Source organism: Curtobacterium sp. MCPF17_021 (assembly GCF_003234605.2).
Lineage (GTDB): Bacteria > Actinomycetota > Actinomycetes > Actinomycetales > Microbacteriaceae > Curtobacterium > Curtobacterium flaccumfaciens.
In genome coordinates this window covers 2,304,947-2,317,732 of the sequence record NZ_CP126252.1, presented here as the reverse complement: position 1 = coordinate 2,317,732, position 12,786 = coordinate 2,304,947, and the positions used below count along the sequence as shown (strand labels likewise).

Sequence of the window (12,786 nt, the reverse complement as noted above, 5' to 3'; positions counted from 1 at the left end):
TGTAGTGGCGGCCGGAGCGGGTCGTCTGAGTCCGGCGACAGCGCGGATTGATGCGCTGTCCAGCGTTGCTCGCTATCCTGAGTCGCTGATTCGCGCGCCGACATCCCCACCCCGGCGCGGTAGGGAGAGAGTTCGTGCGATTCGTCCTGGCGATCGTCAGTTTCGTCATCGGTCTGCTGCTCGTGGCGCTGGCGGTGGGACAGCGGACCGTGTTCGCGCCGCCGTCCTCGCTCGTGGCCGAGAGCTCGACGACCAGTTCCGCCCCGGTGACCGTGATCCCGGGGACGACGCTCAACGCCAACCCCGGCTACCAGCGCATCAACGTGTCCGGCTCCGGCAAGGTCTTCGCGGCCTACGGCAAGACCGCCGACGTCGACGCCTGGATCGGTGACGCCGAGCACACCACGCTCCGCTTCGACGCCGAGAAGGGGTCGCTGGTCGGGTCGACCTCGGGCAGCGAGACCAGCGTCCCCTCGCCGAAGGGCAGTGACCTCTGGTACCAGGAGTACGACGGTGCCGGACAGTTCACCGTCCGCCTGCCGCAGGACGTCTCGGTCCTCGTCGTGAGCGACGGCAAGGCCGCAGCGCCGAGCGACGTGTCCGTCACCTGGCCGCAGGACACCGCGACGCCGGCGGTCGGTCCGCTGCTCGTGGCCGGCGGCGTGTTCGTCCTCGGAGGCCTCGTGCTGCTCGTCCTCGCCTTCCTGCACCAGCGCCGTGGCCGCGGTCCCCGCCGTCGCAGTGGTGGCAGCCGCCCGCCGCGGGTGCGTGCGTCCCGTCGAGCCGCCGCCGCCGGAGCGCAGGTGCCGCGCCGCGGTCGTCGCGGCACGCGCGCGCTCATCGGCGTCCCGGTGCTGCTCGTCGGCGCCCTGACCCTGGCCGGCTGTTCCTCGGACTACTGGCCGCAGGGCGGCGACCCGTCGCTCGCCACGCCGACCCCGACGGCCACCGCCACGGGGGCTGCTGAGACCACCGAGCCGACGGCTGCGACCAAGCAGCAGATCACCCGCATCGTGCAGCGCACCGCCGCCGTCGCCGAGCAGGCCGACGGGGCGCGCGACCGCGACCTGGTCCGGACCCGGTTCTCCGGAGCGGCGCTCGACCTCCGTCTGGCGAACTACTCGATCCGCGGCAAGGACTCGGACGTCAAGGCACCGCCGGCGATCTCGGCCGCGCAGGTGTGCGTCGCGCTGCCGCAGCAGACCGACACCTGGCCCCGAACGGTCTTCACGATCGTCGCCGAGGACTGTGACGCCAAGTCCGCGCCGCAGGCCCTGACCCTGGTGCAGGACACCGCCCGCGATCCCTACAAGGTGGCGTACGACGTCTCGCTCGAGGCCGACGCGAAGATCCCGAGCCTTGCCCCGACGACGATCGGTGCCGCACTGCTCGCGCCGGAGTCGAAGCTCCTGACGATCCAGCCCGACCAGGTCGCGACCGCCTACGGCGACATCCTGTCGAAGGACACCGCCAGCGAGTACGCCGACCTGTTCGCGACCGAGGGCGATGCGCTCCGCACCACCATCGGCAAGGCGTACAAGGACAAGAAGGCCAAGGCCCTGCCGGACACGGCGAAGATCGAGTATTCGTCCGAGGTGCCCGCCGACTCCGCCGTCGCGATCGCGACCGACGACGCCGGCGCCCTGGTCTCCGCGGACCTGGACGAGATCGAGAAGGTGACCCCGACCGCCTCGGGTGCCGAGGTGAACACCGAGGGTGCCGTCAAGGCACTGTCCGGCGTGGACACGAGCAAGAAGGGCATCAGCGCGACCTACAGCGTCCAGCTGCTCTTCTACGTGCCGCCGGTCGCCTCGGATGGCAAAGTGGTCCTGCTCGGGTTCACACAGGGCCTGACCGCAGCAAGTGAGGTGCAATGAGCAACATCCCCCCGACCCCGTCCGGGCTCCGCGGAGCCGTGGACCTGTCGTCCCTCGTCGACCGTGCACAGCGGCCGCCCCAGCCGTCCGGTGCTCCGGCCCCGGCGGGTTCCGCCGGCGGAGCCGTTCCCGGCACCGAGGCCGGCGCCGTGAACGGTGCCGACCTGACCGTCCCGTCGCTCGTGATCGACGTCACCGACGCGACCTTCCAGGACGTCCTGGAGCTGTCGAACGTCGTCCCGGTCATCGTGGACATCTGGGCCGAGTGGTGCGGGCCGTGCAAGCAGCTCTCGCCGATCCTCGAGCAGCTCACCGCGGAGTACGACGGCCGCGTGGTGCTCGCCAAGGTGGACGCCGACACGAACCCCCAGCTCGTGCAGGCGTTCCAGGCGCAGTCGATCCCGACCGTCGCAGCCGTGATCGGCGGACGCCCGCTCGGGCTCTTCGTCGGGGCACTGCCCGAGGCGCAGGTCCGCGACGTCTACGAGCAGGTGCTCCAGGCCGCCGAGCAGAACGGCGTGGCCGGTCGCGTGACCGTCGCCGGCGCTGCGACCGAGGTCGACGCTGAGCAGGGCGAACCGGAGCCGGAGCCGCTCCCGCCGCACCACCAGGCCGCGTACGACGCGATCGAGCAGGGCGACTACGCCACCGCGATCGAGGAGTACAAGACCGCGATCCTGCAGGACCCGCACGACCAGATGGCCGTGGCCGGGCTCGCACAGGTGTCGCTGCTCGACCGGCTGAACGGCCGGACGGCCGACGAGATCCGTGCGGCAGCAGCAGCGGGCCCCCAGGACGTCCAGGCGCAGCTCGCGGTCGCCGACCTCGACATCTCCGGTGGGCACGTCGACGACGCCTTCGGGCGACTGCTCGACCTGGTGCCGACGGTGTTCGGCGACGACCGTGAGGCCCTGCGCGTCCGGCTCGTCGAGTACTTCGAGCTCATCGGCAGCGAGGACCCGCGCGTCGTCGCGGCGCGTCGCCGCCTGGCGAACGCCCTGTACTAGACCTGCGGGGTCCGTACGGCGAAGAAGACGCCGTCGTCACACCGAGACGCCGCCGAATCCGGCGGCGTCTCGGCGTCTCGGGGGCGTCTCGAGGACACGACGGCGTCCCGAGCACAACCGCTCGCCCGGGATGAGACAGACGGGAGGCCCGGTGCCAGCTGGCACCGGGCCTCCCGTCTGTCCGTCGGTCGCGTCGCGGACGCTGGCCGGGCTACTGGGCGAGCTTCAGCCAGACGGCGCCGAGCGGCGGCACCACGAGGTGCGCCGAGGCGGGGCGGCCCGCCCACGGGGTGTCCTCTGCGGTGACGACGCCGAGGTTGCCGACTCCGGAGCCGCCGTACTCGGCAGCATCGGTGTTGAGCACCTCGTGCCACTCGCCGGCGGTCGGCAGCCCGAAGCGACGCTCCACCGGCACGCCGGAGAAGTTCACGAACACTGCGACCCGGTCGTCGCCGTCCTTCCGCAGGAACCCGAGGGTCGAGTGCGGTGCGTCGCCGCCCTCGAGCCACTCGAAGCCGTCGGCCGTCGAGTCGTGCGTCCAGAGCGCAGGGGAGTCCTTGTACACGCGGTTGAGCTCCGCGACGAGGTCCTGCACACCGCGGTGACCGGGCTGGTCGAGGAGTGACCAGTCGAGGCCCTTCGCCTCGGACCACTCGGCGGGCTGCGCGAACTCCTGGCCCATGAAGAGCAGCTGCTTGCCGGGGTGCGCCCACATGAACGCCAGGTAGGCGCGCACGTTCGCGAGCTTCTGCCACTCGTCGCCGGGCATCTTGCCGTACAGGGAGCCCTTGCCGTGCACGACCTCGTCGTGGCTGATCGGCAGGGTGAACTGCTCGCTGAACGCGTAGACGAACGAGAACGTGATCTCGTCGTGGTGGTAGCTGCGGTACGCGGGGTCGCGCTGCACGTACTCGAGCGAGTCGTGCATCCACCCCATGTTCCACTTCTGCCCGAAGCCGAGTCCGCCGGCGCTCGTCGGCTGGGTCACGCCCGGCCACGAGGTGCTCTCCTCCGCGATCATCACGATGCCGGGGTAGCGCTTGTACGCCGTCGCGTTCGTCTCCTGCAGGAACGAGATCGCGTCGAGGTTCTCGCGGCCGCCGTGGATGTTCGGCAGCCAATCGGTGCGGGAGTAGTCGAGGTACAGCATCGAGGCCACCGCGTCGACCCGCAGGCCGTCGATGTGGAACTCCTCGAACCAGTACAGCGCGTTCGCGACCAGGAAGTTGCGCACCTGCGGCTGCCCGAAGTCGAACACGTAGGTGCCCCAGTCGAGCTGCTCGCCGCGGCGGGGGTCCGGGTGCTCGAACAGCGCGTAGCCGTCGAAGCGGCCGAGGGCCCACTCGTCCTTCGGGAAGTGCCCGGGGACCCAGTCCATGATCACGCCGATGCCGGCGGAGTGCAGGCGGTCGATCAGGTAGCGCAGGTCGTCCGGCGAACCGAAGCGCGCGGTCGGTGCGTAGTACCCGGTGACCTGGTAGCCCCACGAGCCGCCGAACGGGTGCTCGGCGAGCGGCAGGAACTCCACGTGGGTGAAGCCGGTGTACTCCATGTGCCCGATGAGCTGGTCGGCGACCTCGCGGTACGACAGGCCGGGGCGCCACGAGCCGAGGTGCACCTCGTAGACGCTCATCGGGGCGTCGTGCGTGGTGGTCTGTGCGCGGCGCTCCATCCATGCGGCGTCGCCCTCGGACCACGTGTACGTGGACTCGGTGACGACGGAGGCCGTGGCGGGCGCGATCTCGGCCTCGCGGGCGAAGGGGTCGGCCCGCTCCACCCAGCCGGAGTCGGTGAGGATCTGGAACTTGTAGCGCTGGCCGACGACGGCGCCGGGCCAGAACAGCTCCCAGACGCCGAGGTCGCTCAGACGGCGCATCGCGGTGGTGCGGCCTTCCCAGCCCTCGAAGTCACCGATCACGCGGACGGCGGTGGCCCGGGGTGCCCAGACGGCGAACGCGACACCGTCGACACCGTCGACCGTGCGGGCGTGTGCGCCGAGGTGGTGCCAGAGCTGCTCGTCACGGCCCTCGCCGAACAGGTGCAGGTCGAGCTCGCCGAGCGTCGGGGCGAACCGGTACGCGTCGTCGGTGGTCCAGGTGGCGTCGTCCTCGTCCGTGGACTCGTCGTAGTCGTACTCCGACTCGACGCGGTAGCGACCGAGGGTCTCGGCAGTGGCGCCGGCCCAGAGCCCGTCGCCCTCGTGCGTGAGTTCGATGTCGTCGCCGTCGGGGCGCACGAGGCGCACCGCGCGGGCCAGGTGCCGGACGACGCGGACGCTGGTGCCGCCGTCGACCGGGTGCGGGCCGAGCACGTCGTGCGGCTGGGACCAGCGGCCCTCGGCCACCTGCAGACGCAGCCAGTCCTCGATCGGAGCCGGACGCGGATCCGTGGCCGTACCGGTGGCGGTAGCGGCGGCCGGAGCCGAGGCAGCAGCCGACGCCGAAGCAGCGGCGCTGGGGGCGACCGGCGCGTCGACGGAGGCCGGACGGACCACGGGTGCAGCGCCGCCGGTCGGGGCGGTCGGGGCGTCCGACGATGCCGCGGCTGCCACGGACGGCTGCCGCGGGTGCGTCGGGTCGGCGGGGTGCCCGGCGAGCGTGGCGGACTCCGCCACGCCGCGGTCGGGCGCCTCGCGCTGCGCCGGCGGAGCGCCGGGCAGGTCCTCGTCGGGCGCGGACACCTTCGGCTCGTACCGCGGCACGGCCGGCGGCGGAGGCGGCACCGGCGGGACGGCCGGTCCGCGCTTCGTGGGGTCGGTCGGTTCGGGGGTCATCGGTGGGGTCCTTCCACGACGAGCAGGTGCACGGGCTCCTGGAACGCGTCCAGGCGGACGTAGTTCGACGCGCCCCAGGTCCAGCGCTGACCGGTCACGACGTCACGGACGTCGAACAGGCCCTCGGTCGGCAGACCGAGTGCGGCGAGGTCCAGGTGCACGGTGGTCTCACGGGCGGAGTGCGGGTCGACGTTGGCGACCACGATCACGGTGTCGGCGCGTCCTGACCGGATGTACTCGCCCGACAGGTGCTTCGAGTAGACGACGATCGCCGGGTCGTCGGCGGCGTGCACGTGCAGGTTCCGCAGCTGTCGCAGCGCGGGGTGCGCCGCCCGGAGGCGGTTGAGCATCGTCACGTACGGCGCGAGCGACGCACCCTCGGCCTCGGCCAGGGCGAAGTCGCGCGGCTTGTACTCGTACTTCTCGTTGTCGATGTTCTCTTCCGAGCCGGGACGGGCGACGTCCTCGAACAGCTCGTACCCGGCGTACATGCCCCACGTCGGCGCGCCGGTGGCGGCGAGTGCCGCGCGCACCTTGTAGCCGGCACGACCGCCGAACTGCAGGTACTCGGTGAGGATGTCGGGCGTGTTCACGAAGAGGTTCGGGCGCAGGTAGTCGCTCGTCTCGTGCGAGAGCTCCGTGAAGTAGTCCTCGATCTCGTCCTTCGTGTTGCGCCAGGTGAAGTACGAGTACGACTGCTGGAACCCGGCCTCGGCGAGCGCGCGCATCATCGCCGGGCGGGTGAACGCCTCGGCGAGGAACACGGTGTCGGGGTGCTCGTCGCGGATCTCACGGATGACGCGTTCCCAGAACCAGAGCGGCTTGGTGTGCGGGTTGTCGACGCGGAAGATGCGGATGCCGAAGGCGATCCAGTGCCGCAGGACACGCTCGACCTCGGTGACCAGGCCCTCGGGGTCGGTGTCGAACTGGATCGGGTAGATGTCCTGGTAGCGCTTCGGCGGGTTCTCCGCGGTCGCGATTGAGCCGTCGGCCCGCTGCGTGAACCACTCCGGGTGCTGGGTGACCCAGGGGTGGTCGGGGGAGCACTGCAGCGCGAAGTCGAGCGCGACCTCCATACCGGTGTTCTTCGCCGTCTCGACGAAGTCGCGGAAGTCGTCCTCGGTGCCGAGGTCGGGGTGGATCGCGTCGTGCCCGCCCTCGGGGGAGCCGATCGCCCAGGGGCTGCCGGGGTCGTTCGGGCCGGGCGTGAGCGTGTTGTTCGGCCCCTTGCGGGCGGTGGTGCCGATGGGGTGGATCGGCGGCAGGTAGATGACGTCGAAGCCCATCCGGGCGACGGCGGGCAGCCGGCGGGCCGCGGTGCGGAAGTCGCCGCTCTTCCAGGAGCCGTCCGGGTTCTTCTTCGCGCCTTCCGAGCGGGGGAAGAACTCGTACCAGGCGCCGACGCCGGCGCGGGTGCGTTCGACGTCGAGCAGCTGGGTGGCGGAGTGGGTCCGGAGCGAGGTGAGTGGGGCTTCCTCGACCTCGGCGACGATCCGCGGGTCGTCGACGGCGGCCAGGCGCTCGGCCGGGTCGAGGTCGGTGTCGCGGACGCGTGCAGCGGCACGGGTGGCGGCGGGGGAGTCGGTCTCCTCGGCCAGCCGGTCGAGCAGCACGGCACCGTCGAGCAGGGTCGCCTCGGTGTCGACGCCGGCCGCGATCTTCAGGCGTGCGCCGTGCAGCCAGCTCGCCCAGTCGTCGGAGTACGACTCGACGTGCCACGTCCAGACGCCGACGTGGTCGACCTGCACCGTGGCTTCGTAGCGGTCGGTGCCGGGGGCACCGAGGGTCATGGGGACGGTGCGGGTTCCACCGTCTGGGCGTTCGAGGACGAGGTCGGCGCCGATGATGCCGTGTCCTTCTCGGAAGACGGTTGCACCGAACGTGATCACCTCGCCGTCGAATGCCTTGCCGGGGAAGCCGTTCGGCGTCCTCGGGGCGAGCTCGGTGATCGGGATGCGCCCGATCTTCGGGCGGCGGGGTCGGTCTGCGGTGGCCACGGAAGCGACGCTACCCGGCGAGCGGCTCCGCGTTCCCCGGAATCGGCCCGCTGTGGAGGGCCGGGCGCGCCGTGGAGCCTGTTGAGGACCGGACGGGAGGCCCGTGGCGGGGCCGCCACGGGCCTCCCGTCCGCCACCCGGTCGCGACGCCGGGCCGCACCCGCCTGCTCGGCGCTACGCCACCTCGAACAGGTGGATGCCGGGGCCGTAGGCGGTGAAGACCTGCCCGGCGGGACGAAGGCGCTCGTGGTCGCGGTGCTTCTCGCTCGACCAGGCCAGGCGGTACCCGAGGACGTCCTCGCGCACCGGCAGGGTCAGGTCTCGGGTGCGGCCGCTGCCGTGCACGACCACCAGGACGCGGTCGAAGGGCTCGTGTTCGGGCGTCGACTCGACGAAGTACTGCAGGGCGCGGTGCACGGGCTGGTCCCAGCCCTCGATCGTCATCGGGTGCCCGTCCGGCCCGTACCAGGACATCCGAGAGGCCCCGGGGGTCTCCTGCCCCTCGACGCCGAAGCGGGTGGGGCGGAGCGACGGGTGCGCCTGCCGGAACCGGGCCAGCGCGGCGACGGCCTCGGTCATCGTCTCGGCGTCCTCGTCGTCGGACCAGTCCACCGGGGTCAGGTCGTCGGACACCACGTAGGCGTTGTTGTTGCCGTGCTGCGTGCGGCTCCGCTCGTCGCCGGCGGTGAGCATCGGCACCCCGGCGGAGAGCATCAGGGTCGCCACCAGGTTGCGCATCGACCGGCCGCGCGCGGCGCGGACCCCGCGGTCGGCGGTGTCACCCTCGATGCCGTGGTTGAACGAGCGGTTGTCGTTCGAGCCGTCGCGGTTGTCCTCGCCGTTGGCCTCGTTGTGCTTGCCGTCGTACGACACCAGGTCGAGCAGGGTGAAGCCGTCGTGCGCGGTGACGAAGTTGACGCTCGCCAGCGGGCCGCGATCGGCGCCGAAGACGTGACGCGACCCGGTCAGGGCTCCGGCGAGCGCACCGATCCCGGTCTGCGGCAGGCCGGTGCGGCGCTCCTCGGCGATGTCGGTGAGCCAGAACTGGCGGACCGTGTTGCGGAACCCGTCGTTCCACTCGCTCGTGCGGTGCCCGGCCGCGCCGAACTCCCCGGTCTTCCAGCCGTCCGGGCCGACGTCCCACGGCTCGGCGATCACCAGGGTGTCCTGCAGGTCCGGGTGGTTCCGGATGCGCTCGAGCAGCGGGTGCGACGGGTCGAACCGGTGCTCGCCGTCGCGGGCCAGGGCGGCCATCAGGTCGAAGCGGAACCCGTCGACCTGGACCTCGCGCGCCCAGTACACCAGGCTGTCGACGATGAGGTCCGCCGTCGCCTCGACCGAGGTGTCGAGCGTGTTCCCGCACCCGGTGGTGTCGTAGTAGGTGTCCCGACGCGGTGGGTCGGTCTGCGCCCAGCGGTAGCGGTTCGCACCGTCGATGCCACGCAGGCTCGTCGTCGGACCACCCAGGCCCTCTTCCGCGGTGTGGTTGTAGACGACGTCGAGGACGACCTGGATGCCGGCCTCGTGCAGCAGCCGGACCATGCCCTTGAACTCGCGCAGAACGGCGTCGGCGCCCTCCTGCTGCGCCGGTGCCGAGGCATGCGCGGCGTGCGGAGCGAAGAACCCGAGCGTGTTGTAGCCCCAGGCGTTCTGCCGGCCGGCGTCGCGGAGCCACCGCTCGGTGTCGAACGCCTGCACGGGCAGCAGCTCGAGCGTGGTGACGCCGATGCGGTGCAGGTGCGCGATCGTGCTCTCGTGGGCGACCCCGGCGTACGTGCCGCGCAGGTGCTCCGGCAGGTGCGGGTTCGCGGCCGTCAGGGTGCGGACGTTCGCCTCGTAGACGACGGCACGGTCGAGCGGGACCTGCGGCTTCACGACGCCGCCCCAGTCGAACGCGTCGTCGACGACCACGCTGGTCCAGCGTGGTCCGGCCGCCTCGTCGTCGCCGGTCGGCAGGATGCCCCGCGCGTACGGGTCGAGCAGCGGACGCGTCGGGTCGAACTCGTGCCGCGGCCCGACCGGCCCGTCGACGAGCAGGTGGTAGCGGTCGCCGGGCACGACCCCGGAGACCTCGCCGGTCCACACGTCGGTGTCCGGCACGCGCTCGAGCGCGTACCGCGTCGGCCGGCCATCGGAGCGGTCGGCTCCGTCGGCGCTCCCCGCGCTCGCCACGACCAGGACGACGCCCGTCGCCGTCGCGGACCGCAGGGTGAACCGGGGGACGGTCCCGCCCAGGGAGAACCCCGGCGTCAGGTCGATCGCTGTCTCGTGCACGCGACAAGGGTACGAGGACCGGCGCGTATCCTGGACACTGCTCGATCCAGGGGGTGCATTTGTCGGTCTACCTCGACCACGCCGCGACGACGCCGATCCTGCCGGAGGCGCTCGCCGCCTTCACCGATGCCCTGGGCACCGTCGGCAACCCGTCGTCCATCCACAGCGCCGGTCAGCGCGCCAAGATGCTGCTCGAGGACGGCCGCGCCGCCGTCGCCCGCTCGCTCGACGCCGACCCGGTGGAGGTCGTGTTCACCTCCGGCGGCACCGAGAGCATCAACCTCGCCGTGAAGGGCCTGTTCTGGGCTCGCCAGCGCGACCGCCAGCGGCCCCGCATCGTCGTCCCGGGCGGCGAGCACCACGCCACCGTCGACACCCTGACCTGGCTGGAGACGCACGAGGGCGCCGTCATCGACGTGGTCCCGTTGGACGCGCAGGGTCGCGTCGACCTCGCCGGACTGGAGGCGCGGCTCGCCGACGCCTCGGACGTCGCCCTGGTCACGTTCCTGTGGGCGAACAACGAGGTGGGCACCATCCAGCCCGTGTCACGGATCGTCGAGCTCGCGCACGCCGCAGGTGTGCCCGTGCACAGCGACGCGGTCGCCGCCTACGGGCAGGTGCCGGTGTCGTTCGCCGGGTCCGGCCTCGACGCCCTCAGCGTCTCCGCGCACAAGATCGGCGGGCCCGTCGGCATCGGTGCGCTCGTGCTCGGGCGGAAGGCCACCGTCGAGCCCCTCATCCACGGTGGTGGGCAGCAGCGGCAGGTGCGGAGCGGCACGCAGGACGCCCCGGCGGCTGCGGCCTTCGGCGTGGCGGCCAGCGCGGTCGTCGCCGAGCCGATGCCGCACCCATCGCTCGTCGCCCTGCGGGACCGCCTGGTCGCCGGGGTCCGTGCGGCCGTGCCGTCGGCGGTGCTGATGGGGGACCCGGTCGACCGGCTGCCGGGCAACGCGCACTTCACGTTCCCCGGGTGCGAGGGCGATTCGCTCCTCTTCTTGCTCGACGCTGCCGGGGTCGCGGTGTCGACCGGGTCGGCGTGCCAGGCCGGCGTGCCCGAGGCGTCGCACGTGCTGCTCGCGATGGGGCTGTCGGAGCAGGACGCCCGTGGTGCGCTCCGGATCACGCTCGGCCACACGACGACCGACGCCGACGTCGACGCGTTCCTGACGGCGCTGCCCGATGCCGTCGCTCGGGCCGGTGCAGCTGGGATGGCGTCGCGGGAGCCGCTGCTCGGGCGGTAGTGGTTGACTCCGGGCATGCTTCGATCGTCCGCCGTGTGGGTCGTCTTCGCCCTGCTCGGCATCGTGTTCTTCGGGGTCTCGGTCGCGCTGTTCACCCACCCGGGATCCCGGCCCTTCGGGTTCGTCACCTTCATCTGCGCGGTCGTCGTCCTGGTCAGTGCTTGGGTGGGACACCGGCGATCTCGGCTGCGACGCTGACGCCGGTCCCCTTCCAGGGCATACTGCTGCTCGTGGTGCCGAGGCCGGACGACGTACACGACGCAGGGGACGTCCGCCGTCCAGCGCGAGTCCGACCGCCGCGGGACGACAACTGGTACCGCTCGACCGAGTGGGACGACGAGATCGCTGCGGCGTTCGAAGCGAAGCTCGCACGTGCGAGATCGTCCAGGCTCGAGTACATCCGCATCCAGGGGGTGACCCTCGCCCTGCAGGGCGCCGCAGACGAGGGCGTCCGCGAGGTCGGTCGGGGCTGCTCGTCCGGTTCATGGCGGAGATCGAGGCCGTCGGCGGGTCGCAGGCGCGCGTGAACGACGGCGGGGAGGTGCTCGCGATGTCACTGGCGTTGTCGGGACGTCTGCGTGACGCCGCTGACGAGTACTGGAGCGTCCTCCGGCGCATCGCCGAGTGCGGCTCCGACTCGTTCACCACCGGCATGTCGGAGGTCCTCCTGGCCGAGGTGCTCCTGCAGCTCGGCGATCCCTCGTCGCTCGCCGAGGCGGACGCACTGCTCGCCGGCGCCGAGGACTCGATCCGGAGGACGGCGTTCTTCCGCGACCGCGTCGTCCGGTACCTGACAGCGCGGGCGCGCGTCGCGAGCCGGCTGGGCGACCCGGAGTCGGCATCCGGGCACGCCCACGCCGCACTGACGGTGCTCGGGATCGAGGGCAACCCGTTCCCTCGGCACCCGGGTGTCGGGGTGCCGACCGTTGATGCGGATCTGCGTGTGGAGCTGACGCGATTGGCAGAAGGGCTTCGGCCCGTGGCGGTTCGGCGACGGTCGTTCCGGTTTCCGTTCCGCAACGGACGACCGTGACGGCGTGCATCCCGGAACCTCGAACGCCGCACACCCGGGGGACGGCCACCACGATCGACGTCGAGGGTGGCCCCGGATGGCGAATCCGGTCCGCCGATCTCCGTCCGGTGATCACCGACCTCGCTGCGTTCCGCGCAGGATCGGCCGACGACCCACTCCGTGAGGAGATCGAGTTGCTGTGGACCGGCAAGGCGGGCGATGCGCTTCGTCGTCTCGAACGGGTCGCCTCGACGCAGCGTGTCCGAGCACTGCGGGCCGACTGCCACCGTGACCTCGGCGACACCCGCACCGCTGTGCGCGAGTACGACCTCCTCGTCGCCGAGTGCATCGGGACGACTCGCGAGGCCGTGATGCGGCAACACCGGGGCAAGGCGCTCCTCGCCGCCGGGAGCGTCGACCGTGCCGTCGAGGACTTCACACTCGCCGTCGCGCTCAGACGGGCCAGTGATCCGGTGCTCCTCGCGTCGGCTGACCAGGCACTGGCGGTTGCGCGGTCTCGGGCACGTGACGGCACTGCGGAAGCAGCCACCGGGAGCGGCGAGGTGGACGGACGTCCGCCAGTAGCCTGAGCCCGTGACCACTCC

9 protein-coding genes are annotated in these 12,786 nt (G+C 71.9%); 6 read left to right on the top strand and 3 right to left on the bottom strand.

What is annotated here, in order from left to right; translation table 11 throughout:
• Positions 1 to 134 precede the first annotated feature (134 nt).
• Positions 135 to 1,877: a DUF8094 domain-containing protein gene (locus DEJ29_RS10880; protein WP_111038568.1), complete on the top strand. Its 1,743-nt coding sequence runs from the start codon at positions 135 to 137 to the stop codon at positions 1,875 to 1,877.
• Positions 1,874 to 2,884 carry a tetratricopeptide repeat protein gene (locus DEJ29_RS10875; RefSeq protein ID WP_111094584.1) on the top strand — a complete coding sequence of 337 codons (1,011 nt, stop codon included), beginning with the start codon at positions 1,874 to 1,876 and terminating at the stop codon, positions 2,882 to 2,884. Before DEJ29_RS10880 ends, DEJ29_RS10875 begins: the two co-directional genes overlap by 4 nt.
• A gap of 211 nt (positions 2,885 to 3,095) precedes the next feature.
• On the opposite strand, the gene glgB is transcribed toward DEJ29_RS10875, so the two are convergent.
• From glgB to DEJ29_RS10860, 3 genes are all read right to left on the bottom strand, one after another.
• Entirely contained in the window at positions 3,096 to 5,657 is a 2,562-nt protein-coding gene (glgB, locus tag DEJ29_RS10870) for a 1,4-alpha-glucan branching protein GlgB (protein WP_111094585.1), read from the bottom strand.
• The gene (locus DEJ29_RS10865) at positions 5,654 to 7,654 is read right to left on the bottom strand and encodes an alpha-1,4-glucan--maltose-1-phosphate maltosyltransferase (RefSeq protein WP_181438147.1); all 2,001 of its coding nucleotides are present in this window, start codon (positions 7,652 to 7,654) and stop codon (positions 5,654 to 5,656) included. Before DEJ29_RS10865 ends, glgB begins: the two co-directional genes overlap by 4 nt.
• A 174-nt stretch (positions 7,655 to 7,828) precedes the next feature.
• Positions 7,829 to 9,928, bottom strand: a complete 2,100-nt coding sequence (locus DEJ29_RS10860; RefSeq protein ID WP_111094586.1) for a glycogen debranching protein — start codon at positions 9,926 to 9,928, stop codon at positions 7,829 to 7,831.
• A gap of 59 nt (positions 9,929 to 9,987) precedes the next feature.
• Here DEJ29_RS10860 and DEJ29_RS10855 point away from each other — a divergent pair, with 59 nt between their 5' ends.
• The 4 genes from DEJ29_RS10855 (at position 9,988) to DEJ29_RS10840 (ending at position 12,771) form a co-directional block, all read left to right on the top strand.
• Positions 9,988 to 11,169 carry a cysteine desulfurase family protein gene (locus DEJ29_RS10855; RefSeq protein WP_111029170.1) on the top strand — a complete coding sequence of 394 codons (1,182 nt, stop codon included), beginning with the start codon at positions 9,988 to 9,990 and terminating at the stop codon, positions 11,167 to 11,169.
• 15 nt (positions 11,170 to 11,184) lie between these two features.
• Positions 11,185 to 11,367 (top strand): hypothetical protein, encoded by a 183-nt coding sequence (locus DEJ29_RS10850; RefSeq protein WP_139196507.1) that lies wholly within the window; start codon positions 11,185 to 11,187, stop codon positions 11,365 to 11,367.
• A gap of 286 nt (positions 11,368 to 11,653) precedes the next feature.
• Complete coding sequence (locus tag DEJ29_RS10845) at positions 11,654 to 12,202, top strand: hypothetical protein (protein ID WP_111094587.1); 549 nt, start codon at positions 11,654 to 11,656, stop codon at positions 12,200 to 12,202.
• Between the two features lie 107 nt (positions 12,203 to 12,309).
• Positions 12,310 to 12,771, top strand: a complete 462-nt coding sequence (locus DEJ29_RS10840; RefSeq protein ID WP_258375914.1) for a hypothetical protein — start codon at positions 12,310 to 12,312, stop codon at positions 12,769 to 12,771.
• Positions 12,772 to 12,786 lie beyond the last annotated feature (15 nt).